Genomic DNA, 25,421 nt, shown 5'->3' on the forward strand with positions numbered 1-25,421 from the left:
GCAGTGCTGTTTCCGGTACGGGCTCACGGGCTGTACGGGCCCACGGGCGCGGCCTGAGGGCTTGGACCGACTAGCGCCGGACCGCGCACAGCAGGCCGTCGCCCACCGGGAGCAGCGCGGCCTCCAGGGCCGGGCTCTCGCGGACGCTGCGCAGCAGCTCGCGCACGCGCAGCACCTCCACCGGCTGGGCCGCGGAGTCGACGGTACGGCCGTCGGAGAAGACCCCCTCGAAGCACACCAGTCCGCCGGGGCGCAGCAGACGCAACGATTCAGCGAGGTAGTCGAGGGACTCGGACGGGTCGCCGTCGCAGAAGACGAGGTCGTACCCGCCGTCGGCGAGCCGGGGGAGCACGTCGAGGGCGCGGCCCGGGATGAAGCGGGCCCGGTTGCCCGCGAAGCCGGCGGCGCGGAAGGCCTGGCGGGCGAAGGCCTGCCGGTCGGGCTCGGGATCCACGGTGGTCAGCACCCCGTCGGGGCGCATGCCGTGCAGGAGGTGGATGCCGGAGACCCCGGTCCCGGTGCCGATCTCCGCGACCGCCTTGGCGTCCGCGGTGGCGGCGAGCAGGCGCAGCGCGGCCCCGGTGCCGGGGGATACCGAGCGCAGGCCCGCTTCCCTGGCCCGGTCGCGGGCCCACCGCAGAGCGTCGTCCTCGGCGACAAACGCGTCGGCGAACGCCCAGCTCGTCTGCCGGTTGCCGGTAATGACCCTCTCCTGTCCCCATAGTTGGCGCAACGGTGACTGTATCCGCTGGAGTCGGGAACCCGCAGATGGGACCGGGCGTTGAGAGCAGTAGAGCGGCAATCGAGGCGGGATAGACGGGACTCTGCCGGGCAGATCGGTGGTCCTTGGCCGTTCCGGGACCTCGGACCCGTGCAAAGTTACTGCAAAAATGCTTATCCGGAGCTGACGGAGGGGGTGGCTATGGTAGGGACTCCGCTGGACACCACCAGAGCCGACAGGGGAGGTGCGGCTGCGCCTGTGGATCGTGGAGGCGTCCTCCGACGTCTCTTCTGGTCGGCGGGTGAGCCGAAATCCGTGACCTACATTGCTGACCGCTTCCACACCGCAGACACCGCAACCACCGCGACCTTTGCCGCCGATGCGGGCTCCCAGGCGTGGACCCCTCCCTCGTGGGAGGAGATCGTCAGCACGCACAGTGCCCGGGTCTACCGTCTCGCCTACCGGCTGACGGGTAACCAGCACGATGCCGAGGACCTGACGCAGGAAGTCTTCGTCCGCGTGTTCCGCTCGCTGTCCACGTACACGCCCGGGACGTTCGAGGGCTGGCTGCACCGGATCACCACGAACCTGTTCCTGGACATGGTCCGCCGCAAGCAGCGGATCCGCTTCGACGCCCTCGGCGACGACGCCGCCGAGCGGCTGCCGAGCCGTGAGCCGTCGCCCCAGCAGGTGCTGCACGACACCCACTTCGACGCGGACGTGCAGCAGGCTCTGGACACCCTCGCCCCCGAGTTCCGCGCGGCCGTGGTGCTGTGCGACATCGAGGGGCTGTCGTACGAGGAGATCGCCGCCACGCTCGGCGTGAAGCTCGGCACCGTGCGCAGCCGTATCCACCGAGGCCGCTCGCACCTGCGCAAGGCGCTCAAGCACCGCTCCCCCGAGGCCCGGGCGGAGCAGCGTGCGCTGGCGGGAGCGGCCGTGGGCGCCCCGGGCGCCGGGGGAGAGGGCGGACCCGAGTGAGCGGAGTCAGTCCGTCCCCGTCGCCCGCCGAACAGCACTTGGGCGACCGCCTCGCCGCCCTGGTGGACGGGGAGCTGAGCCACGACGCGCGCGAGCGGGTGCTGGCCCATCTGGCCACGTGTCCCAAGTGCAAGGCCGAAGCCGATGCGCAGCGCCGCCTGAAGACCATGTTCGTGGAGAGCGCCCCGCCACCGGTGTCGGCGGGACTGTTGGCGCGCCTGCAGGGGCTGCCCGGCGGCGGCCTCGACGGGCCCCCCGGTCCGCCGGGTGCGGGCGGCTCGCCCGGAGCGGATCCGTTCGCCTCCTTCCGGTACCCCGTGCCGCTCGCCGCCCCGCAGCGGCAGGGCTTCCCGATCCACGAGGTGGGCCGGCCGCGACGCCGCTTCGCCTTCGTGGCGGCCGGGGCCGTGTCGCTGGCCGCGATCGCGCTGGGCGGCGCGGTGCCGCCGGACACCCTCGACCCGAACGTGCGGGGCGAAGCCCCCGCCTCGCGGCCGGGGCCCGCGGCGCCGCTGTCGGTGCCCGTGGCCGACGCCGTGGCCCGTGACCGGCTGTCGAGCCCCGGGGTCGTGCCGACCCTCGTACGCTCCGCGGACCCGCTCCCGCCGATGCAGCCGTCGCCCTCCGCGTCGGCCCGCCCGGTCTCCCTCCTGCGCTGACGTCCGCTGACGCCGCTGCCCCCGCCCGGCCCGGTCCCGAAGGCTCCGGGCGACGGCGGGGCGGGACCTGATTGAATCGGCGGCAGAAGCGAAACCACGCGGGGAGCGGCCATGTCCGACAGTCAGCAGCAGACCGGTCCGGCTCCGGCTGCGTCCCCCCGATGGTGGAGCCGCCCCGACGACACCCCCGCCCCCGCTGACGGATCCCCCGCCCCACACCCGGACCAGGGGCCCGCCGAGCCCCGGGACGGGGCACAGGACGCCGTGGTGCCGGCGCCGCGGGGTGACGAGCCGCGGTACGACCCCTGGGCGGCCCGGCCGTTGCAGGTCGTGGACACCGGCAAGCCGCAGCGGGGCTTCCGGCTCTGGCAGGTCGTGGCACTCGCCCTCGGGACCGCCCTCCTGGCCGGCGGCATCGGCGGATACGCCGGGGTCCTCGCCGAGCGGCAGGCCAACACCCGCCTGGAACTCCCGCAGGCCGCCGCCGTCGCCGACAAGGGCCGGGCCCCCGCGAGCGTGGCCGGGATCGCCGCCACGGCCCTGCCCGGCGTGGTGACCCTGCACGTCAACGGCGGGGAAAGCAGCGGCACCGGCACCGGGTTCGTGCTCGACCAGCAGGGCCACATCCTCACCAACAACCACGTCGTCGCCGACGCCAAGCAGATAACGGTCACCTTCAGCACCGGCGACAGCGTCAGCGCCGAGCTGGTCGGCCGCGACACCGGCTACGACCTGGCCGTGGTCAAGGTGAGCGGCGTACGGGGCCTGCAGCCCCTGAGCCTCGGCAACTCCGAGAACGTGAAGGTCGGCGACCCGGTCGTGGCCATCGGCGCCCCCTTCGACCTCTCCAACACGGTCACGGCCGGCATCATCAGCGCCACCGGCCGCCCCATCACCGCCGGCGGCGACAAGGGCGACGGCAGCGACATCAGCTACGTCGACGCCCTGCAGACGGACGCCCCCATCAACCCCGGCAACTCCGGCGGCCCGCTCCTGGACTCCTCCGCCCACGTGATCGGCATCAACAGCGCGATCCGCGGCGCCGACAAGGGCGGCGACAGCGGGGACGCGACCCGCCAGAGCGGCAGCATCGGCCTCGGCTTCGCCATCCCGGTCAACCAGGGCAAGCGCGTCGCCGAGGAGCTCATCCGCACCGGCCGCGCCACGCACCCCGTCATCGGCGTCACCCTCGACATGCGCTACGAGGGCGACGGGGCCCGCGTCGAGGAGAAGGGCGAGGGCGGCAAGCCGGCCGTCACCCCCGACGGTCCCGGCGCCAGGGCGGGCATCAAGGCGGGCGACGTGATCACCAAGGTCGACGGGCAGCGGGTGCACGGCGGCGACGAGCTGATCATCAAGATCCGGGCCCACCGGCCGGGCGACCCGCTGCACCTCACCGTCCTGCGCGACGGCCGGGAGCGCACGCTGGAACTGGTCCTCGGTTCGGCGAACGGATCATGACGAGCGGGTGAAAGCACCGCCGGGCCCGTATTGAGCCGGTACTGGTGTACTGGCCGGCGGACAACCCCGGGTACCGTGTGTCGGGCCTGACGTGAAGAGAGCCGAGGAGCGGCAAGGTGTTCAACGACATAGGCGCACTCGAGGTGGTCACGATCGTGGTGCTCGCCATTCTCATCTTCGGCCCGGACAAGCTGCCCAAGGTCATCCAGGACGTCACGGGCTTCATCCGGAAGGTCCGCGCGTTCTCGGACAGTGCCAAGCAGGACATCCGCTCCGAACTGGGCCCCGAGTTCAAGGACTTCGAGTTCGAGGACCTGAACCCCAAGAACTACCTCCGCAAGCAGCTGGCCGAGAACGAGGACCTCAAGGAGATCCGCGGCAGCTTCGATCTCCGCAAGGAACTGAACGACGTCACCGACGCCGTCAACAGCCGGGAGACCGCCGCACCGGCCGCCTCCGCCTCGTCCGGCCCGTCCGCCACGCCCACCGCCGCCGGGCCGGACCTGCTCAAGAAGCCCGCCGCTGCCGCCCCTGACCTGCGCACTCCCTTCGACGCCGACGCCACCTGAGTTCCAGCCTGCCCGGCGATCCGGGGTGGGATGGCTATCCTCCATCTGTCCGGACGCAGGACGCCCGAGGGAGGGGGTCCCCCCAGCGAAGCGAGGGGGAGGGCCGCTCCGGACCCCACGGAACGAGAGGCCGCCCAGATGGAGACGACGAGCAGTAGCCGGGTAGGGGCGCAGACCGCCGAAACCCCCGCAGCCGCCGCCGAACCCCCGCAGACAGCACCGGCAGCAGAGCCGACAGCACCGCAGCCCCAGGAGGCCTCCGCGCCCGTCCCGGGGGCCCGCCGGGCGGTCGAGGGATACCTGCTGGCAGATTTCCCCTGGTACGGGCTGGACGGGGCCTTCACCGGCCCCCGCTGGCTCATGCAGGTCGGTACCGGCGCCGACGGCGCCGTGGAGCACGGCTCCACCGGCCACGGCGACGAGCCGTCGGCACGCGGTGAGATCGCCACCGGCGAGAAGGAGCGCTTCGCCGTGGTCGTCACGGTGGCGAGCAACCCGCTGCGCCGCAGCGGCGACGGCACGGGCGTCCTGGAGGCCACCTCGGTCTCCTCGGCCGCCTGGCTGGCCGGCTCGGGGCTGCTGGCCTACAGCTGGCCCGGCCAGATGGACCACTCCCTGCGCGACGACTGGCTCGACCAGCAGACCGAGGCCGCGTGGGAGCTCGCCGACGCGCTCGACGGCGAGGACTGGTCGTCGCTGTCGCTGCCGGTGGACGGGGAGCCGACGCCCTTCCACTACCGCGAGTCCGAGTTCGGGTGGGTCCTCGCCGGATCCACCCGGGGCGGAGTCCACCTGGGTGCGTACGGCCGGGGCATGAGCGCGTACGGGCTCGGCTTCTCGGTCATCGGGGACCTGGCCGCGTACGAGTAGCCGCGCGGGATGCGCGAAGGGCCCCGCCGACCGTGGCGGGGCCCTTCGTCTTCGCTCAGAACTTGTTGCGCGGGGTGATGCCCAGGGACATGCCGGCCAGACCGCGTGCGCGGCCGCCCAGCTTGCCCGCGATGGCGCGCAGCGCGGCGCCCGCCGGGGAGTCGGGGTCGGACAGGACGACGGGCGTGCCGTCGTCGCCGCCCTCCCGCAGCCGGACGTCGATCGGGATCGAGCCCAGCACCGGCACCGCCGCGCCGACCGTCTTGGTCAGGCCGTCGGCGACCTTCTGGCCACCGCCCGAGCCGAACACGTCCACCATCTCGTCGCAGTGCGGGCAGGGCAGCCCGGACATGTTCTCGACCACGCCGACGATCTTCTGGTGCGTCTGCACGGCGATCGAGCCGGCCCGCTCGGCGACCTCGGCAGCGGCCTGCTGCGGGGTGGTCACGACCAGGATCTCGGCATTGGGCACCAGCTGGGCCACGGAGATCGCGATGTCGCCCGTGCCCGGCGGGAGGTCCAGCAGCAGCACGTCCAGGTCGCCCCAGAAGACGTCGGCGAGGAACTGCTGGAGCGCGCGGTGCAGCATCGGGCCGCGCCACACCACCGGCGCGTTGCCCGGGGTGAACATGCCGATGGAGATGACCTTCACGCCGTGCGCGGAAGGCGGCATGATCATGTTCTCGACCTGCGTCGGGCGGCCCTCGACGCCCAGCATGCGCGGCACGCTGTGGCCGTAGATGTCCGCGTCCACGACGCCGACCTTGAGGCCGTCGGCGGCCATCGCCGCCGCGAGGTTGACGGTGACGGAGGACTTGCCGACACCGCCCTTGCCGGACGCGACCGCGTAGACGCGGGTCAGCGAGCCCGGCTTGGCGAAGGGGACCTCGCGCTCGGCGGTGCCGCCGCGCAGGTTCGTCGCCAGTTCCTTGCGCTGCTCGTCGCTCATCACGTCCAGCGTGACCGAGACCGAGGTGACGCCGGCGACGCGCTCGACGGCCTCGGTGACGTTGCGGGTGATGGTCTCGCGCATGGGACAGCCCGACACCGTCAGGTAGACGGTCACGGAGACCGCGCCGTCGTCGCCGATCTCGACCGATTTGACCATGCCGAGCTCTGTGATCGGCCGGTGGATCTCGGGGTCGTTCACCGTCGCCAGCGCGTCCAGGATCGCGTCCTGCTCGGGCACGGCGGCGTCGGCGGAGCTTGTGTCGGTAGCCATGCCCCGATGGTACGGCTCGGTGGCGTGCCTCAGGAAAGAGCGCTAGCGGTCGCCTTCGTCACTCTCGAGCGGGAATAGACGCCGCTCGTCCATCTCCTTTATCAGGTCCTGGAACTCCGACCTGATCCAGTCGCGGGTCGCCACCTCGCCCAGGCCCATCCGCAGGGCCGCGATCTCCCGCGTCAGATACTCGGTGTCGGCGAGCGAGCGCTCGTTCTGCTTGCGGTCCTGCTCCAGGTTGACCCGGTCGCGGTCGTCCTGCCGGTTCTGCGCGAGCAGGATCAGCGGAGCGGCGTACGAGGCCTGGAGCGACAGCATCAGCGTCAGGAAGATGAAGGGGTACTGGTCGAACCGCAGGTGCCTCGGGGCAAAGATGTTCCACAGCACCCAGACGACGACGACGACGGTCATCCAGACGATGAAGCGGCCCGTGCCGAGGAACCGCGCCACCCGCTCCGAGAGCCGCCCGAACGCCTCCGGGTCGTACTCGGGCAGCAGCCGCCGGCGCGCCGGGCGCGGCAGGTCGAGGCGCACCCGCGAGCGCGTCAGCGCGCTCGACCCGGTCGACACGCCGGCCTTCGCCCGCTCGCCGCGCTCGAAGGAGGAACGTTCCGCCCGCTCCGCGGCCGCCTCCGCCAGCCCGTACTCGCGCGCCTGCGCCCGCGCCTGCTCGCGCCGCTCCCGGATCTGCTCCCGGCGCCGCTCGCGTGACTGGTCGCCGCGCCCCCGCTCAGTGGTCACGCACGGCCTCCTCGGAATGGAAGTCCGTCTCCCGCCAGTCGTCCGGCAGGAGGTGGTCCAGTACGTCGTCGACGGTGACCGCGCCCAGCAGGGAGCCGCTCTCGTCGACCACGGGCACCGCAACCATGTTGTACGCGGCGAGGTAGCTGGTCACCACCGGGAGCGAGGCATCCGGCCGCAGCGGCGGCAGGTCCGTGTCCACGATAGAGCTGACCAGCGTGAACGGCGGATCGCGCAGCAGCCGCTGGAAGTGCACCGTCCCCAGGTACTTGCCCGTCGGCGTCTCGTCCGGCGGCCGGCACACGTACACCTGCGCGGCCAGCGCCGGCGACAGGTCCGACTGCCGAACGCGGGCCAGCGCGTCCGCGACGGTCGCGTCCGGCCGCAGCACGATCGGCTCGGTGGTCATCAGACCGCCCGCGGTCCGCTCCTCGTACGACATCAGGCGCCGCACGTCGGCCGCGTCGTCCGGCCGCATCAGCGTCAGCAGCCGCTCCTTGTCGTCCTCCGGCAGCTCCGAGAGCAGGTCGGCCGCGTCGTCCGGGTCCATCGCCTCCAGGACGTCGGCGGCGCGCTCCTCCTTCAGCTTGCCGAGGATCTCCACCTGCTCGTCCTCGGGGAGCTCCTCCATGACGTCCGCGAGCCGGTCGTCGTCGAGGGCGTTGGCCACCTCCGCGCGCCGCTTGGGCGTCAGGTGGTGCAGTACGTTCGCCACGTCGGCCGGGCGCATCTGCTCGAAGGTGGCCACCAGGTTCTCGGCGCCCTGCCCGTGCTCCTCCAGCGAGAAGCCCGTCACCGCCGACCACTCCACCGTCAGGGTCTCGCCCCGCCGGCGCAGCGCACCCGACTTGCCCTTGCGTACGAAGATGCGGTCGATCTCCCAGTCCCGGCGGGCCGGAAGCTGCTGGATGGCCACGTCGAGGACGGTGACCTCCTCCTCGTCCGCGACCAGCCGCACCCGGCGGTCCAGCAGCTCGCCGAGGATCAGCCGCTCGGTGGGGCGCTGCTCGAAACGGCGCATGTTGACCACGCCGGTGGTGATGACCTGGCCGGACTCCACGCCCGTCACCCGGGTCATGGGCAGGAAGATGCGGCGGCGGCTGACCACCTCGACCACCAGGCCCAGCAGCCGCGGCGGGCGGCCGCCGACGCGGAGCATCGCGACGAGGTCGCGGACCCGGCCGACCTGGTCGCCGTTGGGATCGAACACGGGCACACCCGACAGATGTGAGACGAAGATCCGCGGGGCGCCTGCAGCCATCCGAGCGCCTCCTGGAGCGTCAGTCATCATCCGTGCCGGCCCTCAGGCTAGCCCGTGGCGCACGAGGGTGCGCTGGTGGGGCGGTCCGCTCAGGTGTCCCCACGCGGGCGCGGCGCGCTCCCTACGGGCGGGTACGCTGCCTGCTGCCCGCAGACGACCGACGAGAGGCACCTGCCCGTGACCGCCTACTTCCCTGCCGCCCGGCTGCGCGGGGCGGCCCTCGCGGGCGTCCTGTGCGCGGGCCTGGCCGTTGCCGGCGCGGGCTGCGGGGCGGACCCCGACGAGGGCACGAACGGGGTCGGCAAGCTCTCCGCCGAGCAGATCGAGAGCAAGGCCAAGGAGGCGGCCACCGCGGCCGACTCGGTGCACCTGTCCGGCAGCCTCGTCAGTGGCGGCAAGTCCTTCACCCTCGACATGCGGCTGAAGTCCGACGGCGGCTCCGGCGAGGTGAAGTCGCAGGACGACACCTTCCAGCTGCTGAGGGTGGGGGAGCAGCTCTACCTCAAGGCGAGCGCCGCGTTCTGGGGCCAGTCCGAGGCCGCGGGCAAGCTCGGCGACAAGTTCGTGAAGGTGCCCGAGGCCGACCCCTCGTACAAGCAGTTCCGCGGTTTCACCGACATGGACGTCCTGCTCGACGGGCTCCTCGGACTCGACGGGAAGCTCGCCAAGGGCGACTACGCCAAGGTCGGGCACATCCGCGCCGTCCAGGTCACGGCCGACGCGGGCAAGGGCGGCAAGCTCTCGGTCTCCCTGGAGGGCAAGCCGTACCCGCTGCTCATGGAGCGCGCGGGCGGCGCCGGCCGGGTGGTCCTCGAAGAGTGGGGCAAGCCCTTCCCGCTCGACCCGCCGGCCCAGGACCAGACGGTGGACTACGGGTCCCAGCTGCCGACCACCAAGGACCAGCAGGACCAGGGCGGCGAATCCAAGCCGTCCGCGTCGCCCAAGAGCTCCGGCGGCCAGGGCGCCTCCCCGGTCAAGCGCTAGCGGTTCCCGCGGCCGGCGGGCGGCCCGCCTTCTTGCGCTTCAGCAGCAGCTTCGGCAGGCCCGCCGGGATCGGCCGGCGGGTCGTCGCCGGCGAGGCCGGCGGCGCCGCGGCCAGCGAACCGGTGGGCAGCTCCGCGCGCACCGACTCCGGCTCCAGGCGCAGCAGCCGGCACTCCCGCGCCCACCGCGCCGTCATCTCCTCCGAGTCGGGCGCGTTCAGCCGCTTGCCCTTGAGCTCGGCGACCGCGGCCTGCCACTGCTCACCGCCGGGTACGAGCTCCCGTACGGTCGCGGTCCACGCGACGAGCCGGCCGCCCTTGTCCTTGCTGCGCACGGTCACCTCGGCGGGCGCCCCGTCCGCCAGACCGGGGAACGGCTGCTCACCGGGCCCGTCGCCCAGCACGTGGGCCGCGCCGTCCACCCAGGCGTGCCACAGCGAGCGGTCGGCCCCGCTGCCGCGGACCCAGATGAGACCGGACTTCTTGGTGGCCTCCTCGACGAGGGCCAGGTCGAGCGCGCTGAGAGTCATGCGCACAGGGTAGGGGGTCCCCCTTGAGCGGCTACAGCCAGCCGTGACGGCGCAGGGCGCGGTGGATCGTCAGGCAGGTCCCGACGATCGTGCACATCACCATCGGATAGCCGTAGCGCCACTGGAGCTCCGGCATGTGCTCGAAGTTCATCCCGTACACGCCGCAGATCATCGTCGGCACGGCGATGATCGCCGCCCAGGAGGTGATCTTGCGCATGTCCTCGTTCTGCGCGACCGTCGCCTGCGCGAGGTTGGCCTGGAGGATCGAGTTCAGCAGCTCGTCGAAGCCGACGACCTGCTCGTGCACGCGCGCCAGGTGGTCCGCGACATCGCGGAAGTACTTCTGGATGGCCGGGTCCACCAGCCGCATCGGCCGCTCGCTGAGCAGCTCCATCGGCCGTAGCAGCGGGGCCACGGCCCGCTTGAACTCCAGCACCTCGCGCTTGAGCTGGTAGATGCGCCCCGCGTCGCCGCCGCGCACGGCGCCCTTGGCGGGGGCGGCGAAGACCTCGCTCTCCACCTCGTCGATGTCGTCCTGCACGGCCGCGGCCACCGCGATGTACCCGTCGACGACATGGTCCGCGATGGAGTGCAGGACGGCGGAGGGGCCGCGCGAGAGCAGTTCGGGGTCGTCCTGGAGGCGGTGGCGCAGGCCCTTGAGGGAACCCTGGCCGCCGTGCCGGACGGTGATGACGAAGTCGGGGCCGGTGAAGCACATCACCTCGCCGGTCTCCACCACCTCGCTGGTGGAGGTCAGTTCGGCGTGCTCGACGTAGTGGATCGTCTTGAAGACGGTGAAGAGGGTCTCGTCGTAGCGCTCCAGCTTCGGCCGCTGGTGCGCGTGCACCGCGTCCTCGACGGCGAGCGGGTGCAGTCCGAAGATGGCGGCGATCCCGGCGAACTCCGCCTCGGTCGGCTCGTGCAGGCCGATCCAGGCGAAGCCGCCGTCCTCGCGGACCTCGCGCATCGCCTCACGGGGCGTCAGACGGGCCGCCCCCGGCCGGCGCGGGTCGCGCCGGCCGTCGCGGTACACGGCGCAGTCCACCACGGCGCTGCTCGCGGACGGGTCGCGGGTGGTGTCGTAGCCGGGCTGTGAGGGGGTGGACCTGCGCAGCGCCGGACGGACGGCGGCACGGAGGTAGGGCAGCATCGACATGGCAGGCTCCTTCGCGCGCACGGCTGCGGACCGTACGGGTGGGAGACCCTCCTGGCTGCGGGCGGGCAGGCCTGGTCAGCCGGAGGGAAGCAGGACGGGAGGGCAAAGTTCTGCCGTCGCTCTTCTACTGATCAGAAGATCACAAGGGGCGCGAATCGCCCGACAGGGAAGTGGAAGAGCGATTGGTACTGCACGATCGACTTCGATCCACTGCAGCCCCACCTCCTCCGGCCGGTCCCCCGTGGAGGACGTCCTGTTGCCGCGGGCCCGCTGCGTGCGGCCCCGGCCAGCTGTCCACATTAACAGCCGACGGATGGTCAAGACCCGCCCTTTACCCGGCTGATACGAGTTCTATGCTCGCTCCATGGCAGAAATTCTGGCTCTCGTCGAGGCCCGGCTGCGCAGCACGTTCGGTGAACCCGACGCCCGCGCCGCCGTCACCTTCCTGGGCACCGACCGCATCGAAGTACTCCGCTTCGCCGAGGGCGACCTCGTGCGGTACGCGACGCTCGGCATGTCCGCGCACCCGATGACCGATCCGACGGCCGTGGTCGCCGACCCGGTGCGCGGACCGCGCGCCGAGCTCGTACTGACCGTACGGGCGGGCCTGGCGGCCACCGACAAGCTGCTGCGACCGCTCGCGGTCCTGGCGGCCTCCCCGATGGTCGAGGGGCTGATCGTGGCCCCGGGAGCCTCGCTCGACGTGGGTGAACCGCTGTGGGACGGGGCGCCGTTCAGCTCCGTGCTCGTGGCGGAACCGGGCGGCCTGGTGGAAGACCTGGAAATGGACGACCCGATGGACCCGGTGCGCTTCCTTCCCCTGCTGCCCATGACCGCCAACGAGGCGGCGTGGAAGCGCGTGCACGGCGCGGCCGCCCTCCAGGAGCGCTGGCTCGCGCGCGGCACGGATCTGCGGGATCCTCTGCGCAATGCGGTCGCCCTGGACTGACCCGTGTCCGGCCCCCCGGACGGGTGATCGCGTCTTGACGGGGCGCCGGGCGGGGAGGAACGTGGCTTCCTATGAGGGGCGAACCGAGTTGCCCGAAGTGCGGTGGCCGGGTCAGGGCGCCCGGGCTTTTCGCCGACTCCTGGCAGTGCGCGGTGCACGGCCCCGTACATCCCTTGCAACCCGTCATCCCGCCGAGCGTCGAAGGCCTGGGCGTCGTCGTGCACCGGGCGCAGGTGCCGGTGTGGATGCCGTGGCCGCTGCCGGTCGGGTGGCTGTTCACCGGGGCCGCGTCGGCCGGTGACGACCGCAGCGGGGGCCGGGCCACGGCCGTCGCCTGCTCGGGGCCGGGACCACTGGGCGGCATCGGAGAACTGCTGCTGGTCGCGGAGGAGCTCGGCGTGGGCCTCGGCGCGCGGTACGCGGGCATCGACGGCCCGGACCCCGGCTCGTACATCGACGTATCGTCGACCCCGCACACCAAGGTGGTCGCGGCGGGCCGCCCGACACCGCTGTGGCACCTCAAGGGAGCCCCCGACGACCGGGCCGTCTTCGCGGGCGAGGCGCGGGGCCTGTGGCTCTGGGCCATCGTCTGGCCGGAACAGACCGGCCTCCTGATGTACGACGAGCTCGTCCTCACCGACCTGCGCGACGCGGGAGCCGAGGTCGAACTCCTCCCCTGCGGCGCGCTGAGCCCGCGCATCCTGAGCCCCACCTAGTGCTGCGGCCGGAAAGGTTCACCGGGGCGCGGCGCCCGGCACGGCACCTCGCCGCGTTGTCGGACCGCGCAAGTACGTCCAGTACGAGACGCGGTCCTCCGCCTTGCGATGCACCGCACCGGACACCGCGACCCGTCAAACCTTCCCGGCCACAGCACTAGCTGCCCCGGCCGGAAAGGTTCACCGGGTCGCACCACTGGCCCGGTTATCCTGGACTGTCCCCCGTTCGAACGAAACACCCTGGAGCTCGGCTGTGCGCATCGACCTGCACACCCACTCCACGGCTTCGGACGGGACCGACAGCCCCGCCGAGCTGGTGCGCCATGCGGCCGCGGCCGGGCTGGACGTCGTCGCGCTGACCGACCACGACACCGTCCGCGGGTACGCCGAGGCGATCGCCGCCGTGCCCGCCGGGCTGACGCTGGTGACCGGCGCGGAGCTGTCCTGCCGCCTCGACGGAGTCGGGCTGCACATGCTCGCGTACCTCTTCGACCCCGACGAGCCCGAACTCGCCCGCGAGCGGGAACTCGTACGGGACGACCGCACCCCCCGTGCCCAGGCCATGGTCGGCAAGCTCCGGGCGCTCGGCGTCGACGTCACCTGGGAGCAGGTGGCACGGATCGCCGGCGACGGCTCCGTGGGCCGCCCGCACATCGCCACCGCGCTCGTCGAGCTCGGGGTCGTCCCCACCGTCTCGGACGCCTTCACCCCCGACTGGCTCGCCGACGGCGGCCGCGCCCACGCGCAGAAGCACGAGCTCGACCCCTTCGACGCCATCCGCCTGGTCAAGGCGGCCGGCGGCGTCACCGTCTTCGCGCACCCGGCCGCCGTCAAGCGCGGCCAGTGCGTGCCCGAGGCGGCGATAGCCGCGCTCGCCGCAGCCGGTCTCGACGGCATCGAGGTCGACCACATGGACCACGACGCCCCCACCCGCGCCCGGCTGCGCGGCCTGGCCGCCGAGCTCGGCCTGCTGACCACCGGCTCCAGCGACTACCACGGCAGCCGCAAGACCTGCCGTCTCGGGGAGTACACGACCGACCCCGAGATCTACGGCGAGATCACGCGCCGCGCCACCGGGGCCTTCCCCATCCCCGGCGCCGGCGGACGCGTCGGCGCCTGAGCGCCGTCCCGACCCGCCCCTTTTCTTCGTAACACCCCTCTCCTGCAAGGCATCACTGTGTTCGATTTCGCCGTCTTCGGATCCCTTTTTCTCACGCTCTTCGTGATCATGGACCCCCCGGGGATCACGCCCATCTTCCTCGCCCTGACCTCCGGCCGCCCGGCCAAGGTGCAGCGCCGCATGGCCTGGCAGGCCGTCTGCGTGGCCTTCGGGGTCATCGCCGTCTTCGGCATCTGCGGTCAGCAGATCCTGGACTACCTGCACGTCTCCGTCCCGGCGCTGATGATCGCGGGCGGTCTGCTGCTCCTGCTCATCGCGCTCGACCTGCTCACCGGCAAGACCGACGAGCCGAAGCAGACCAAGGACGTGAACGTCGCCCTCGTCCCGCTCGGCATGCCCCTGCTGGCCGGGCCCGGCGCGATCGTGTCCGTCATCCTGGCCGTGCAGAAGGCCGACGGGTTCAGCGGTCAGGTCTCCGTCTGGACCGCGATCATCGCCATGCACGTCGTGCTGTGGGTGGTCATGCGGTACTCGCTCGTCATCATCCGGGTCATCAAGGACGGCGGAGTCGTCCTCGTGACCCGGCTGGCCGGCATGATGCTCTCCGCGATCGCCGTCCAGCAGATCATCAACGGTGTGCTCCAGGTCGTCCACACGTCCTGACGCACGCATGCGAACGCCCCCGCGCCGATCGGTGCGGGGGCGTTCGTCGTCGTGTGTCAAGCGTCAGGAGGACGCACTCTCGGCCGGTCGGATCAGAATGCGCTGGCCGACAGACGCGGCCTGCTGCACGATCCGGTTGACGGAGGCCGCGTCCACGACGGTGCTGTCCACGGCAGATCCGTAGACGTCGTCCAGGCGCAGAATCTCGAAGCGCACGGGGCTTCTCCCTTCGTCAGTGTTCTCCTTGCTCAGGGTTAACGAGCTACAAGTCGCAAACATTCCCTACGCTAAGGAAATTTTTTCACTGGCTAACTACTACCGGGGGCAGGAGTCCCAGAACGCCGCCAGCGCGGCGGCCGTCACCGCCGGGGCCTCGGCGTTGGGGGAGTGCTCCGTACCCGCGACGACCACCCTGCCCGCGCCCAGCCGCCGGGCCATCTCGTCCATCAGCGAGACGGGCCACACCGGGTCCGACTCCCCGGACAGCACGAGCTTCGGCAGGTCCGGCGCCGCGAGCGTGAGGTCGTCGATCCGGTCCGGCTCGCTGATCAGCGCCCGGCCGGTGACGATCAGCTGCTCGGGCATGGTGCCCAGCCAGCGCCGCCGCATGAAGGCCCTGAGCTCGGGGGACTCCGGCGGGGCGTCGCGCGGGTCCTGGGAGCGCATCGCGGCCCAGATGGCGGGCATGTCATCGCCCATCGCCTCCAGTGCGGCGATCAGCAGCTTCGTCCGCGCCTGCTGGTCCTCGCAGACGGCGCCGGGACCGGTGCTCATCAGCGTGAGACTCGCGAACGGCCGCGGGTCGCGCACCACGGCCGTTCGTACGATCAGGCCGCCGAGCGAGTGGCCGAGCAGGTGCAGCGGGCCGTCGCCGAGTCCGGCGGCCTGGGCGAGTACGTCGCGGGCCAGCTCCTCCAGGGCGTACGGGGGCTCCTCGCGCGGGCCGGGGCTCTCGTGCTGCCCGCGCCCGTCGACGGCGACCACCCGGTACCCGGCGGCGGCCAACGGCGTTAGGAGGCCGATGAAGTCCTCCTTGCTGCCGGTGTAGCCGGGGACCAGCAGGGCGGTGCCGCGCACCGGCTCACCGGCCTCGTGTACGGCGAACTCGCCGCGGGCGGTGGCCAGGCGGTACGTACGGGCTTCGGGCGGCAGGGTGAGGCGCGGCGGCTTGCTCATGGCGCTCACGTTACTGGCCGGTCAGGGTCCGCGGACAGGCCGATGGCCCGGCCCCCTGGACGGGGAACCGGGCCATCGGCGGTGGTGCGTGCCTGCTGAGCCTTACGCCTCCGGCGCGGCCGCGACCTTGCGGGTCCGGGTGCGCTTCGGCTTGGCGGGAGCCTCCTCGGCCGCCGCGGCGGCCTCGGCGACGACCGGCGCGGCCTCGGCGACCTTGCGGGGCCGGGTGCGGCGGGCCTTGACCGGCTCCACGGGCGGGGCCATCTGGAAGTCCGGCTCCGGGGCGGTCTCGACGACCCTGCGGGTCCGCACGCGCCTCGGCTGGACCGGCGCCTCCTCGGCCACGACGACCGGGGTGGGGGCCACGACGGCCTCGGCGACGGCGGCCTTGCGGGTCCGGGTGCGCTTCGGCTTGGCCGGAGCCTCCTCGGCGACCGGGGCCTGGGCCGGAACCGCGAGCGGGGCGGCGACGGCGGCGGGCGCCTCGACCACGGCCGACTCGACCACGGCCGACTCCGCCACCGCGGCGGCGGCAGCAGCGGCGCCGGCGGACACGCGGGTCCGGCGACGGCGCGGCTTGCGCGCCTCGTCGGCGTCCGGAGCCTCGGGGGCCTCGGTCACGGGGGTCACCGGCAGCACGGCGGTCTCGGAGCCCAGCTCCGAACCGCCCCGCGTACGGCGGCGCTGACGCGGCGTACGGGTACGGGCCGGACGGTCCTCGACCACCGCGGCAGCGGCGGGGGCGGCCGGGCCGCGACCGCCACGGCCACCGCGGCCGCCGGTCTCGCCCAGGTCTTCCAGGTCCTCGGCCTTCAGGCCGGCCCGCGTGCGCTCGGCGCGCGGCAGGACGCCCTTGGTGCCGGCCGGGATGTTCATCTGCTCGAACAGGTGCGGGGACGTGGAGTACGTCTCGACCGGGTCGTGGAAGTCCAGCTCCAGCGCCTTGTTGATCAGCTGCCAGCGCGGGATGTCGTCCCAGTCGACCAGGGTGACGGCGATGCCCTTGTTGCCCGCGCGGCCGGTACGGCCCACGCGGTGCAGGAAGGTCTTCTCGTCCTCCGGCGTCTGGTAGTTGATGACGTGGGTGACACCCTCGACATCGATGCCGCGCGCGGCGACGTCGGTGCAGACCAGCACGTCGACCTTGCCGTTGCGGAACGCGCGCAGCGCCTGCTCGCGCGCACCCTGGCCCAGGTCGCCGTGGACGGCGCCGGAGGCGAAGCCGCGCTTTTCGAGCTGCTCGGCGATGTCGGCCGCCGTGCGCTTGGTACGGCAGAAGATCATGGCCAGTCCGCGGCCCTCGGCCTGCAGGATGCGGGAGACGAGCTCCGGCTTGTCCATGTTGTGCGCGCGGAAGACGTGCTGCGTGGTGTTGGCGACCGTGGCGCCCTCGCCGTCCTCGGAGACGGCGCGGATGTGGGTCGGCTGCGTCATGTAGCGGCGGGCCAGGCCGATGACCGCGCCCGGCATGGTCGCCGAGAACAGCATCGTCTGACGCTTCGCCGGCAGGTAGTTCATGATCTTCTCGACGTCGGGCAGGAAGCCCAGGTCGAGCATCTCGTCGGCCTCGTCCAGGACGAGCGCCTTGACGTGGGAGAGGTCGAGCTTCTTCTGCCCGGCCAGGTCGAGCAGGCGGCCCGGGGTGCCGACGATGATGTCGACGCCCTTCTTGAGCGCCTCGACCTGGGGCTCGTACGCACGGCCGCCGTATATGGCGAGGACGCGGACGTTACGGACCTTGCCTGCGGTCAGGAGGTCGTTGGTCACCTGGGTGCACAGCTCGCGGGTCGGAACCACCACGAGGGCCTGCGGGGCGTTGGTCAGCTGCTCGGGCGTGGCCCGGCCGGCCTCGACGTCCGCGGGGACGACAACGCGCTCCAGCAGGGGAAGGCCGAAGCCCAGCGTCTTGCCGGTACCGGTCTTCGCCTGGCCGATGACGTCCGTGCCGGAAAGGGCGACGGGGAGGGTCATCTCCTGGATCGGGAAGGGGGACACAATGCCGATGGCCTCGAGGGCTTCGGCCGTCTCGGGAAAGATCCCGAGGTCTCGGAACGTAGTCAGGGTGCTGCCTCTTCTGTGAGACGCGGCGCGAGGCGGCGAAGGGGGGTCGTACCGTGCCTGGCTTGCAGTACTGCGACGTACGTACAAAGCTGCGCGGGACCACGAGCCTTCGCTCAAGCGCTTGTGCCGCTGAGGGGGCCCCTCGTGGGAGGCGGTACGCATGAACGTACGCTTCACACCGAGGGCGGTCGGGTTGGAGCCGATCGGGCCACCGACCGGGCATCCTCATTCGGATGGCCCGCCGAGTGTTCGGCAGGCGCATTACCACTGTACCCCCAAATCGCGCAGGTGTGTCGGGTGAATTCACCAGGTAGGCGCGTTTAGGTGGACTGACCAGGTGGTTCGTGATGCCTTTTGGCGAGCTATTGTGCGGAGCATGTCGACCGTAGAAAACGCATCGCCCGCCGACGACAGCGCCCCCGCCGAGGCGGCCGGCATCGCCGCCCAGGACTGGGCCACCGCCTCCGCCTCGCCCCAGTACCGGGCCGCCGTGGTGGACCTGCTCGGCGCGCTGGCGTACGGAGAGCTCGCGGCCTTCGAGCGCCTCGCGGAGGACGCGAAGCTGGCGCCCACCCTCGACGACAAGGCCGCGCTCGCGAAGATGGCCTCCGCCGAGTTCCACCACTTCGAGCGGCTGCGCGACCAGCTCGCGGCGATCGACGCCGAGCCCACCGCCGCCATGGAGCCCTTCGCCAAGGGCGTCGACGACTTCCACCGCCAGACCGCGCCGTCGGACTGGCTGGAGGGCCTGGTCAAGGCGTACGTCGGCGACTCCATCGCCAGCGACTTCTACCGCGAGGTCGCCACCCACCTCGACACCGACACCCGCGCGCTCGTCGTCAGCGTGCTGGACGACACGGGCCACGGCGGCTTCGCCGTGGAGAAGGTCCGCGCCGCCATCGAGGCCGACCCGCGCTGCGGCGGCCGGCTCGCGCTGTGGGCCCGCCGGCTGATGGGCGAGGCGCTCTCGCAGGCCCAGCGCGTGGTCGCCGAGCGCGACGCGCTCTCCACCATGCTGGTCGGCGGCGTCGACGGCATGGCGGCGGGCTTCGACCTCGCGGCCGTCGGCGAGATGTTCGCCCGCATCACCAAGGCCCACACCAAGCGCATGGCCGCGCTGGGCCTGGCGGCCTAGGGTTTCTCGGCGCTGGTGCGCCGGCCCGTACGTCGGCCCCGGCCGCGGAAGCCACCGCGCCGGGGCCGAGGCGTATCCGGAGGGCCATCAGCCCCGCGTCGGAAGCGAAAACGGAGTCCGGGGGGACGGCCTCCCGGTGCGACCGCCCGGGCGCAGCAGCAGCGACAGGACCACCGCCGCCACCAGCAGCCCGCCGCCGAAGGTCGCGAAGACGGTGTTGTGCCCCGGGCCCAGCGCGGTGTGCGTCAGGTAGGCCCCGAAAAGCGCCCCCAGCGTCCCGCTGACCAGCACCACTCTCGGGGAAGGCAGCCGCTGCGGGAGCGCTCGCACGGCCGCTCCTGAAAGGGCGAGGCCCAGCAGGGCAGAGCCGAGCGCTTCGATCAGCAGCATGGGGTTCCTCCCATACGTCGGGGCAAACCGGGTCACTGCGGTCCTACCCGAAGCGGAGGAATGAGAAACGGCCCGGCGGGATCAACCACCGGGCCGTTCTCTTCAGTTCTCGAAGCTGCTCAGAGCGCGCCGAAACCGACCTTGCGCGCGCTGGGCTCGCCCAGGTCCACGTACGACAGGCGGTCGGACGGCACCAGGACCTTGCGGCCCTTGACGTCGGTGAGGCTCAGAAGCGGCGCCTTGCCGGACAGAGCGGCGGCGACGATGGTCTCCAGCTCCTCGGCGCTCAGGTCGCTCTCCAGAACGATCTCCCGGGGTGCGTGCTGCACGCCGATCTTGACCTCCACGGCCTTGTCCCTCCGACGGTCCGGTTCGCGCGATCAGCCGCGCCGTTACCCGGTCCACATTAGCCCGGACAGAGGACGTGTCCGCCGCATGGCGGACACGCTCGCAGCGAACAGCACCGCTCAGTGGCCGGTCAACGGCCGGTCGGCAGCCGCTCGGCGCCGCCTCAGACGTCCGTCGGGTGCAGCGGGAAACCGGCGATACCGCGCCATGCCAGCGAGGTCAGCAGTCCCACCGCGGTGTCCCGCGCGACCGGGCTCTCGCTGGAGAGCCAGTACCGGGCCACGACCTGCGAGACGCCGCCCAGGCCCACGGCCAGCAGCATCGACTCGTCCTTCGACAGGCCGGTGTCCTCGGCGATGACGTCGGAGATGGCCTCGGCGCACTGGAGCGACACCCGGTCCACGCGCTCGCGCACGGCCGGCTCGTTCGTCAGGTCGGACTCGAAGACCAGCCGGAAGGCGCCCCCCTCGTCCTCCACGTACGCGAAGTAGGCGTCCATCGTCGCCGCCACGCGCAGCTTGTTGTCGGTCGTCGACGCCAGCGCGGTGCGCACGGCGAGCAGCAGGGCCTCGCAGTGCTGGTCCAGGAGTGCCAGGTAGAGGTCGAGCTTCCCCGGGAAGTGCTGGTACAGCACCGGCTTGCTGACCCCGGCGCGCTCGGCGATGTCGTCCATCGCGGCAGCGTGGTAACCCTGCGCGACGAAGACTTCCTGGGCCGCGCCCAGCAGCTGGTTGCGCCGGGCCCGGCGCGGCAGTCGCGTGCCCCGCGGACGCGCTGCCTCGGTCTGCTCGATGGCTGTCACGCCGCCTCCCACTTTCTCTAAGAACACAGTGCGCTCTGCGCCGCGCCGCCATCGTACTTTTCGGTAACCGAATCTGGAGGGTTCAAGCCGAGTTTTCTCGCGGTACGGACCGGTCGGAGACGCTGGTCAAGGGGTGGTCAGCGGTAGTCGTCCTCGTCCAGGGGCACCACCCGGGCCTGCTCGGCGGCGTCGCCGTCCGCGGCCTCGCCCCGCTCCGGTGCGGCGACCTGGTCGTCCTCGTTCGGCTGCAGCTCGATCCGCTGCTCGGCCGCGTCCGCCTCGGGTGCCTCGACGTCGGGCGCCTCCCCGAGCTGTTCCTGGAAGGTTTCCGGTTCTGCGGGGTCGACGGTCATGGGGCTCCCCTTCTCTCACTACGAGCGTAGGAGGATCGCGGATACCCCGCCAGGCGGGTCCGCATGCACCCGTGTCGCCACTGTGACGGCGAACACAAGGGTCCGGACGTGATCGTCTCGTAACATTGCCCCATGTCTTCGACCGAGCTTCCGGGTGTGCGGTCCACCGCCGAGCCGTCCTCCCAGGTGGGAGCCGTCCGGATGGCCGAGGGTGAGCAGCTGCGCACCGACCGGCTCCCCGGACTCGACCTGAACGTCCGGGTGCGCACCCCGCTCCGTGCCGGTCTGCCGCCGGCACTGTTCGTACACGGGCTCGGCGGGTCCTCGCAGAACTGGTCCGCGCTCATGGCGCGCCTCGCCGACACCGTCGACGGGGAGGCCTTGGACCTGCCGGGCTTCGGCTGGTCCCGGCCGCCCGCCGACCGGGACTACTCCGTCACCGGGCTCGCCCGCGCGGTCATCCGGCACCTCGACGCCGCCGACCGCGGGCCGGTGCACCTGTTCGGCAACTCCCTCGGCGGCGCCGTCTCCACCCGGGTCGCGGCCGTCCGGCCCGACCTGGTGCGGACCCTCACCCTGATCTCGCCCGCCCTGCCCGAGCTGCGCGTACAGAGGTCGGCCGTGCCGACCGCGCTGCTCGCGGTGCCCGGGGTGGCCGCCCTGTTCAGCCGCCTCACCCGGGACCTGACCGCCGAGCAGCGCACCCGGGGGGTGATGGGCCTCTGTTACGGGGACCCCTCCCAGGTGACGCCCGAGGCCTTCGCGCACGCGGTCGAGGAGATGGAGCGGCGCCTGGCCCTGCCGTATTTCTGGGAGGCGCTGACCCGCTCCTCGCGCGGCATCGTCGACGCGTACACCCTCGGCGGGCAGCACGGACTGTGGCGCCAGGCGCAGCGTGTGCTCGCCCCCACGTTGTTGGTCTACGGTGGCCGGGACCAACTGGTCTCGTACCGTATGGCCCGCAAGGCCGCGGCGGCCTTCCGGGGTTCGCGGCTGCTGTGCCTGCCCGAGGCCGGGCACGTGGCGATGATGGAGCACCCCGAGGTGGTCGCGACCGCCTTCCGGGGGCTGCTCGACGACGAAGACGGCAAGGGCTGAGGACGACCGTGGGACGACATAGTCGTAAGGACCCCGCCCCTGCGCCGGCGCCTGCCCCGGCCCCCGCGCCCGCCCCGGCGCCGGTCTTCCCGGACGGGGAACCCCGCGCGCGGCAGCGCCCCGAACCCACCGTCACCCACCAGGGATACGTGCCTCCGGCGCGCGTCGCGTACGGCGCGCGCGCAGGCCACCCCGAGCACCGCGAGCCCGGCGGCGCCTGGGGCGCCGGGGCCGCAGCCGGGGCGGGCGCCGGGACCGCAGCCAGGTACGGGGACTGGCGCGGAGTGCCGCGCGACACCGACACCCCGGCCTTCGGCACCCCCGCGGTCGGCTTCCCGCAGGTCACCCTGGACCCGCCGCCGTCCGCCCCGCCGGCCCCGCCGACGCCGACGCCCGCGTCCGACGCCGTCACCTCCACCGGCTCGCACCGCCGGATCCCCGCGCCCCGCAAGCCCGCCGACGCCCCCGCCGCGGAGCGGCCCGGCTCCGGCCGGGGCACCAAGGTCCGCACGTACACCGGCATGGCCGCTGCGGCCGTCACCACGGTGTTCGCCGTCGTCGTCGCCGGCCACGTGGCCGGCGAGGGCGACTCCGCCAAGGCCGACGCGCACGCCGCCGACGACGGCCGGGCCCGCTCCGCCAAGGGCCAGGCCGCCGCCTCCCGCTCCGACGGCCGCGCCACCCCGGACCCGTCGGTCGTCCAGGGCGCCCCGGCCGCGCCCGAGATGACGTACGAGCAGCGGATGGCGCAGCAGCTCCCGATCGACGAGAAGCTGAAGGGGCCGGGCACCTTCGACACCGTCCCCGGAGTGGCCCCGTCGCCCGGCAAGGGCAAGGTGATCCGCTACCGCGTCGACGTGGAGCAGGGGCTCGGCCTGGACGGGCAGCTGTTCGCGGAGGCCGTCCACCGCACCCTCAACGACGACCGCAGCTGGGGCCACGGCGGCACGAAGTCCTTCGAGCGGGTGCCGGGCGGCGAGGCTGACTTCGTCATCACCCTCGCCAGTCCCGGGACCACCGGCGTCTGGTGTGCCAAGTCCGGGCTGGACACCACCGTCGACAACGTGTCCTGCGACTCGGCGTCCACCGACCGGGTGATGATCAACGCGTACCGCTGGGCACAGGGTTCCCCCACGTACGGGGCGGACCAGATGCTCGCCTACCGCCAGATGCTCATCAACCACGAGGTCGGGCACCGGCTCGGCCACGGCCACGTGAACTGCCGGACGCCGGGTGCGCTCGCGCCGATCATGCAGCAGCAGACGAAGTCCCTCGACATCGGCGGGATCCAGTGCAAGCCCAACCCCTGGGTCTTTCCGGGCAGTTGACGGGAGGGCCGGGACCGACGTTGACAATCCGTCCGATCATCGGCAATGGTTCTCCGCATGTCGCACCACCACACCATGATTGCGAGCGCCGCCATCGAGCTGGCGCTGCTTGGTGTGACCGCGCACAGCGTGGCCGACATTCTTTGTCGCTGACGCCTGCCCGACAGCGCCGCGACCTCCGCCTTCTCCGCGTTCCGCGCCGCGTCCGGGTGTACGTGTGCCCGCAGGCGCGGCTTCTCCCGTTCGGTGCCCTTTCGGCTCCGTGACCGATCGCTGCCCCTCGCGTGGCCTTTCTTCTTCCTTCACGCCGAGAGGTCATTTTCCGATGTTCCGTCAGTCCCACACATCGCGCCGCGTGGCCGCGGTCGCCGTCAGCCTCGTACTGGCCGGGGGCGCCGCGGCATGCGGGCCCAAGGACGGCGCGGACCAGGCGGGCGACAAGCCCGGCGGCGCCGCCGGGGGCGCGCCGCAGAAGGGCGGCCTCCTCACCGTCCTCAACTCCGAGCCGCAGGAGGACTTCGACCCCGCGCGGCTCTACACCTCGGGCGGCGGAAACGTTCCCTCGCTGGTCTTCCGCACACTGACCACCCGCAACCGCGAAGCCGGCGCGGCCGGCACCAAGGTCGTGCCCGACCTCGCCACCGACATCGGCAGGCCCAACGCCGACGCCACCGAGTGGACGTACACGCTCAAGGACGGCCTGAAGTACGAGGACGGCACCCCGATCACCACCGCCGACATCAAGTACGGCATCGAGCGGTCCTTCGCCGCCGAGCTGTCGGGCGGCGCCCCCTACCTGCGGGACTGGCTGGTCGGCGGGGAGACCTACGAGGGCCCGTACAAGGACGGCGGCAAGGGGCTCGACTCGATCGTGGTGCCCGACACGAAGACGATCACCTTCAAACTGCGCAAGCCGGAGGGCGACTTCCCCTTCGTCGCCACCCAGACGCAGTTCGCGCCCGTCCCCAAGGCCAAGGACACCGGCGTCAAGTACGAGGAGCACCCGGTCTCCTCCGGCCCGTACAAGGTCCAGAAGAACGAGAACGACGGCGAGCACCTCACCCTGGAGCGCAACGAGCACTGGGACCCGAAGACCGACGAGGAGCGGAAGGCCTACCCGGACCGGATCGACGTCCGCGCCGGCCTCGACTCCGCGGTCGTCAACCAGCGCCTGACCACCAGCTCCGGCCCCGACGCGGCCGCCATCACCACCGACACCAACCTCGGCCCCGCCGAGCTCGCCCAGATCGGCGCCAACGCCGACAGTGAGCTCGCCTCCCGCGTCGGCACCGGCCACTTCGGCTACGTCAACTACCTCGCCTTCAACCCGAAGGTGGCCCCCTTCGACAACCCGAAGGTCCGCCAGGCCATCTCCTACGCCGTCAACCGCACCAGCGTGGTCAACGCGGCCGGCGGCTCCGCGCTGGCCGAGCCCGCCACCACCTTCCTGCCCGAGCACCAGGCCTTCGGCTTCACCCCGTACGACCACTTCCCGGCGGGCAAGACCGGCGACCCGGCCAAGGCCAAGGAGGTGCTGAAGGAGGCCGGCTACCCGGACGGCCTCACCATCACCCTGACCCACTCCAACGCGCAGAACCGCCAGACCAGCCCCGAGGTCGCCACCGCCGTGCAGCAGGCGCTCGCCGCCGCCGGGATCACGGTCAAGCTGGAGGGCCTGGAGAACAACGCCTTCAACGAGAAGCGCTGGGACGCCAAGAACACCCCCGGCTTCTTCCTCTCCCGCTGGGGCGCCGACTGGCCCTCCGGCGGCCCCTTCCTCGCGCCGATCTTCGACGGCCGCCAGATCGTCGCCAACGGCTCCAACTACAACCACGCGCAGCTCGACGACCCGGCCGTGAACGCCGAGATCGACGAGATCGCCAAGCTGACCGACCTCGCGGCGGCCGGCAAGCGCTGGGGCGCCCTCGACAAGAAGATCGGGGAGCAGGCACTGGACGTGCCCCTCTTCCACCCGGTCTACAAGCGGCTCGTCGGCAAGGACGTCAAGAACGTCGTCATCAGCGACTGGACCGGCGTCCTCGACATCTCGCAGGTCTCCGTCAAGTGAGCGTCCTCATAGACCGGCCCGACACGTCGGCGCCCGCGCCCGGGACCCCCGTCCCGGGCG

Annotated in this window: 28 protein-coding genes; 15 read left to right on the forward strand and 13 right to left on the reverse strand. The window is 72.2% G+C overall.

The genetic code is table 11. From position 1 onward, the window contains the following. Positions 1-70 precede the first annotated feature (70 nt). Positions 71-733 carry an O-methyltransferase gene (locus ACFWBF_RS27845; RefSeq protein ID WP_385606694.1) on the reverse strand — a complete coding sequence of 221 codons (663 nt, stop codon included), beginning with the start codon at positions 731-733 and terminating at the stop codon, positions 71-73. Positions 734-922: 189 nt separating this feature from the next. Between ACFWBF_RS27845 and sigE the strand changes: the two genes are divergently transcribed. The 5 genes from sigE to ACFWBF_RS27870 all read left to right on the forward strand — a co-directional run bounded on the left by sigE (position 923) and on the right by ACFWBF_RS27870 (position 5,261). Continuing rightward, the gene (gene sigE, locus ACFWBF_RS27850) at positions 923-1,702 is read left to right on the forward strand and encodes an RNA polymerase sigma factor SigE (RefSeq protein ID WP_385606696.1); all 780 of its coding nucleotides are present in this window, start codon (positions 923-925) and stop codon (positions 1,700-1,702) included. Then, a complete protein-coding gene (locus ACFWBF_RS27855) occupies positions 1,699-2,361 on the forward strand; it encodes an anti-sigma factor family protein (RefSeq protein ID WP_385606698.1) in 663 nt (220 codons plus the stop codon). Before sigE ends, ACFWBF_RS27855 begins: the two co-directional genes overlap by 4 nt. Before the next feature lie 111 nt (positions 2,362-2,472). Continuing rightward, positions 2,473-3,822, forward strand: a complete 1,350-nt coding sequence (locus ACFWBF_RS27860) for a S1C family serine protease (protein ID WP_385606700.1) — start codon at positions 2,473-2,475, stop codon at positions 3,820-3,822. A gap of 116 nt (positions 3,823-3,938) precedes the next feature. Further along, on the forward strand, positions 3,939-4,391 hold the full coding sequence (locus ACFWBF_RS27865; RefSeq protein ID WP_385606702.1) for a sec-independent translocase: 453 nt from the start codon (positions 3,939-3,941) through the stop codon (positions 4,389-4,391). A gap of 138 nt (positions 4,392-4,529) precedes the next feature. Then, positions 4,530-5,261 carry a hypothetical protein gene (locus tag ACFWBF_RS27870; RefSeq protein WP_385606703.1) on the forward strand — a complete coding sequence of 244 codons (732 nt, stop codon included), beginning with the start codon at positions 4,530-4,532 and terminating at the stop codon, positions 5,259-5,261. Positions 5,262-5,316: 55 nt separating this feature from the next. Here the strand turns inward: ACFWBF_RS27870 and ACFWBF_RS27875 are convergent, their stop codons facing one another. From ACFWBF_RS27875 to ACFWBF_RS27885, 3 genes are all read right to left on the reverse strand, one after another. Continuing rightward, complete coding sequence (locus ACFWBF_RS27875; protein ID WP_385606705.1) at positions 5,317-6,483, reverse strand: Mrp/NBP35 family ATP-binding protein; 1,167 nt, start codon at positions 6,481-6,483, stop codon at positions 5,317-5,319. Between the two features lie 42 nt (positions 6,484-6,525). Beyond that, entirely contained in the window at positions 6,526-7,053 is a 528-nt protein-coding gene (locus tag ACFWBF_RS27880; RefSeq protein ID WP_385606741.1) for a DUF1003 domain-containing protein, read from the reverse strand. 160 nt (positions 7,054-7,213) lie between these two features. Beyond that, positions 7,214-8,485, reverse strand: coding sequence for a magnesium transporter MgtE N-terminal domain-containing protein (locus tag ACFWBF_RS27885; protein WP_385606706.1), 1,272 nt, complete (start codon positions 8,483-8,485; stop codon positions 7,214-7,216). Positions 8,486-8,662: 177 nt separating this feature from the next. Between ACFWBF_RS27885 and ACFWBF_RS27890 the strand changes: the two genes are divergently transcribed. Beyond that, positions 8,663-9,469: a hypothetical protein gene (locus ACFWBF_RS27890; protein ID WP_385606708.1), complete on the forward strand. Its 807-nt coding sequence runs from the start codon at positions 8,663-8,665 to the stop codon at positions 9,467-9,469. On the opposite strand, the gene ACFWBF_RS27895 is transcribed toward ACFWBF_RS27890, so the two are convergent. After that, positions 9,459-9,998 (reverse strand): hypothetical protein, encoded by a 540-nt coding sequence (locus ACFWBF_RS27895; RefSeq protein ID WP_385606710.1) that lies wholly within the window; start codon positions 9,996-9,998, stop codon positions 9,459-9,461. The genes ACFWBF_RS27890 and ACFWBF_RS27895 overlap by 11 nt on opposite strands. Positions 9,999-10,029: 31 nt before the next feature. Further along, complete coding sequence (locus ACFWBF_RS27900; RefSeq protein ID WP_385606711.1) at positions 10,030-11,154, reverse strand: magnesium and cobalt transport protein CorA; 1,125 nt, start codon at positions 11,152-11,154, stop codon at positions 10,030-10,032. 364 nt (positions 11,155-11,518) lie between these two features. Here ACFWBF_RS27900 and ACFWBF_RS27905 point away from each other — a divergent pair, with 364 nt between their 5' ends. From ACFWBF_RS27905 to ACFWBF_RS27920, 4 genes are all read left to right on the forward strand, one after another. After that, a complete protein-coding gene (locus tag ACFWBF_RS27905; protein WP_385606713.1) occupies positions 11,519-12,103 on the forward strand; it encodes a suppressor of fused domain protein in 585 nt (194 codons plus the stop codon). Between the two features lie 71 nt (positions 12,104-12,174). Then, a complete protein-coding gene (locus ACFWBF_RS27910; protein WP_385606715.1) occupies positions 12,175-12,819 on the forward strand; it encodes a DUF6758 family protein in 645 nt (214 codons plus the stop codon). Between the two features lie 253 nt (positions 12,820-13,072). Then, positions 13,073-13,939 carry a PHP domain-containing protein gene (locus ACFWBF_RS27915; protein ID WP_385606717.1) on the forward strand — a complete coding sequence of 289 codons (867 nt, stop codon included), beginning with the start codon at positions 13,073-13,075 and terminating at the stop codon, positions 13,937-13,939. Positions 13,940-13,996: 57 nt separating this feature from the next. Next, complete coding sequence (locus ACFWBF_RS27920) at positions 13,997-14,602, forward strand: MarC family protein (protein WP_385606718.1); 606 nt, start codon at positions 13,997-13,999, stop codon at positions 14,600-14,602. 63 nt (positions 14,603-14,665) lie between these two features. Here the strand turns inward: ACFWBF_RS27920 and ACFWBF_RS27925 are convergent, their stop codons facing one another. The 3 genes from ACFWBF_RS27925 to ACFWBF_RS27935 all read right to left on the reverse strand — a co-directional run bounded on the left by ACFWBF_RS27925 (position 14,666) and on the right by ACFWBF_RS27935 (position 17,749). Further along, entirely contained in the window at positions 14,666-14,818 is a 153-nt protein-coding gene (locus tag ACFWBF_RS27925) for a hypothetical protein (protein WP_385606720.1), read from the reverse strand. Positions 14,819-14,917: 99 nt separating this feature from the next. Next, a complete protein-coding gene (locus ACFWBF_RS27930; RefSeq protein WP_385606722.1) occupies positions 14,918-15,778 on the reverse strand; it encodes an alpha/beta fold hydrolase in 861 nt (286 codons plus the stop codon). A 102-nt stretch (positions 15,779-15,880) separates the two neighbouring features. Continuing rightward, positions 15,881-17,749: a DEAD/DEAH box helicase gene (locus ACFWBF_RS27935; RefSeq protein ID WP_385606724.1), complete on the reverse strand. Its 1,869-nt coding sequence runs from the start codon at positions 17,747-17,749 to the stop codon at positions 15,881-15,883. Between the two features lie 466 nt (positions 17,750-18,215). On the opposite strand from ACFWBF_RS27935, the gene ACFWBF_RS27940 reads away from it, so the two are divergent. Beyond that, positions 18,216-18,974 (forward strand): ferritin-like fold-containing protein, encoded by a 759-nt coding sequence (locus ACFWBF_RS27940; RefSeq protein WP_385606726.1) that lies wholly within the window; start codon positions 18,216-18,218, stop codon positions 18,972-18,974. Positions 18,975-19,061: 87 nt separating this feature from the next. Here the strand turns inward: ACFWBF_RS27940 and ACFWBF_RS27945 are convergent, their stop codons facing one another. From ACFWBF_RS27945 to ACFWBF_RS27960, 4 genes are all read right to left on the reverse strand, one after another. Beyond that, positions 19,062-19,364 carry a hypothetical protein gene (locus ACFWBF_RS27945; protein WP_385606728.1) on the reverse strand — a complete coding sequence of 101 codons (303 nt, stop codon included), beginning with the start codon at positions 19,362-19,364 and terminating at the stop codon, positions 19,062-19,064. A 119-nt stretch (positions 19,365-19,483) separates the two neighbouring features. Then, a complete protein-coding gene (locus ACFWBF_RS27950; protein WP_385606730.1) occupies positions 19,484-19,711 on the reverse strand; it encodes a DUF3107 domain-containing protein in 228 nt (75 codons plus the stop codon). Between the two features lie 164 nt (positions 19,712-19,875). Beyond that, positions 19,876-20,514 (reverse strand): TetR/AcrR family transcriptional regulator, encoded by a 639-nt coding sequence (locus ACFWBF_RS27955; RefSeq protein WP_365918689.1) that lies wholly within the window; start codon positions 20,512-20,514, stop codon positions 19,876-19,878. Positions 20,515-20,651: 137 nt separating this feature from the next. Next, the gene (locus tag ACFWBF_RS27960) at positions 20,652-20,867 is read right to left on the reverse strand and encodes a hypothetical protein (protein WP_385606732.1); all 216 of its coding nucleotides are present in this window, start codon (positions 20,865-20,867) and stop codon (positions 20,652-20,654) included. Between the two features lie 132 nt (positions 20,868-20,999). Here ACFWBF_RS27960 and ACFWBF_RS27965 point away from each other — a divergent pair, with 132 nt between their 5' ends. From ACFWBF_RS27965 to ACFWBF_RS27980, 4 genes are all read left to right on the forward strand, one after another. Beyond that, positions 21,000-21,965 (forward strand): alpha/beta fold hydrolase, encoded by a 966-nt coding sequence (locus ACFWBF_RS27965; protein WP_385606734.1) that lies wholly within the window; start codon positions 21,000-21,002, stop codon positions 21,963-21,965. A 149-nt stretch (positions 21,966-22,114) separates the two neighbouring features. Beyond that, positions 22,115-23,293, forward strand: a complete 1,179-nt coding sequence (locus ACFWBF_RS27970) for a DUF3152 domain-containing protein (RefSeq protein WP_385606736.1) — start codon at positions 22,115-22,117, stop codon at positions 23,291-23,293. Between the two features lie 57 nt (positions 23,294-23,350). After that, positions 23,351-23,446 carry an Ms4533A family Cys-rich leader peptide gene (locus ACFWBF_RS27975; RefSeq protein ID WP_324605477.1) on the forward strand — a complete coding sequence of 32 codons (96 nt, stop codon included), beginning with the start codon at positions 23,351-23,353 and terminating at the stop codon, positions 23,444-23,446. A 172-nt stretch (positions 23,447-23,618) separates the two neighbouring features. After that, a complete protein-coding gene (locus ACFWBF_RS27980; protein WP_385606738.1) occupies positions 23,619-25,361 on the forward strand; it encodes an ABC transporter substrate-binding protein in 1,743 nt (580 codons plus the stop codon). Positions 25,362-25,421 lie beyond the last annotated feature (60 nt).

The organism is Streptomyces sp. NPDC060028 (genome assembly GCF_042736725.1).
Taxonomy (GTDB): domain Bacteria; phylum Actinomycetota; class Actinomycetes; order Streptomycetales; family Streptomycetaceae; genus Streptomyces.

What these genes read in the sequence shown, in the direction of transcription:
- sigE (WP_385606696.1), top strand. Translation starts at nt 923, where the DNA reads ATGGTAGGGACTCCGCTGGACACCACCAGAGCCGACAGGGGAGGTGCG.
- ACFWBF_RS27860 (WP_385606700.1), top strand. Translation starts at nt 2,473, where the DNA reads ATGTCCGACAGTCAGCAGCAGACCGGTCCGGCTCCGGCTGCGTCCCCC.
- ACFWBF_RS27870 (WP_385606703.1), top strand. Translation starts at nt 4,530, where the DNA reads ATGGAGACGACGAGCAGTAGCCGGGTAGGGGCGCAGACCGCCGAAACC.
- ACFWBF_RS27875 (WP_385606705.1), bottom strand. Translation starts at nt 6,483, where the DNA reads ATGGCTACCGACACAAGCTCCGCCGACGCCGCCGTGCCCGAGCAGGAC.
- ACFWBF_RS27885 (WP_385606706.1), bottom strand. Translation starts at nt 8,485, where the DNA reads ATGGCTGCAGGCGCCCCGCGGATCTTCGTCTCACATCTGTCGGGTGTG.
- ACFWBF_RS27895 (WP_385606710.1), bottom strand. Translation starts at nt 9,998, where the DNA reads ATGACTCTCAGCGCGCTCGACCTGGCCCTCGTCGAGGAGGCCACCAAG.
- ACFWBF_RS27900 (WP_385606711.1), bottom strand. Translation starts at nt 11,154, where the DNA reads ATGTCGATGCTGCCCTACCTCCGTGCCGCCGTCCGTCCGGCGCTGCGC.
- ACFWBF_RS27905 (WP_385606713.1), top strand. Translation starts at nt 11,519, where the DNA reads ATGGCAGAAATTCTGGCTCTCGTCGAGGCCCGGCTGCGCAGCACGTTC.
- ACFWBF_RS27910 (WP_385606715.1), top strand. Translation starts at nt 12,175, where the DNA reads ATGAGGGGCGAACCGAGTTGCCCGAAGTGCGGTGGCCGGGTCAGGGCG.
- ACFWBF_RS27930 (WP_385606722.1), bottom strand. Translation starts at nt 15,778, where the DNA reads ATGAGCAAGCCGCCGCGCCTCACCCTGCCGCCCGAAGCCCGTACGTAC.
- ACFWBF_RS27935 (WP_385606724.1), bottom strand. Translation starts at nt 17,749, where the DNA reads ATGACCCTCCCCGTCGCCCTTTCCGGCACGGACGTCATCGGCCAGGCG.
- ACFWBF_RS27940 (WP_385606726.1), top strand. Translation starts at nt 18,216, where the DNA reads ATGTCGACCGTAGAAAACGCATCGCCCGCCGACGACAGCGCCCCCGCC.
- ACFWBF_RS27945 (WP_385606728.1), bottom strand. Translation starts at nt 19,364, where the DNA reads ATGCTGCTGATCGAAGCGCTCGGCTCTGCCCTGCTGGGCCTCGCCCTT.
- ACFWBF_RS27960 (WP_385606732.1), bottom strand. Translation starts at nt 20,867, where the DNA reads ATGACCGTCGACCCCGCAGAACCGGAAACCTTCCAGGAACAGCTCGGG.
- ACFWBF_RS27965 (WP_385606734.1), top strand. Translation starts at nt 21,000, where the DNA reads ATGTCTTCGACCGAGCTTCCGGGTGTGCGGTCCACCGCCGAGCCGTCC.
- ACFWBF_RS27975 (WP_324605477.1), top strand. Translation starts at nt 23,351, where the DNA reads ATGTCGCACCACCACACCATGATTGCGAGCGCCGCCATCGAGCTGGCG.
- ACFWBF_RS27980 (WP_385606738.1), top strand. Translation starts at nt 23,619, where the DNA reads ATGTTCCGTCAGTCCCACACATCGCGCCGCGTGGCCGCGGTCGCCGTC.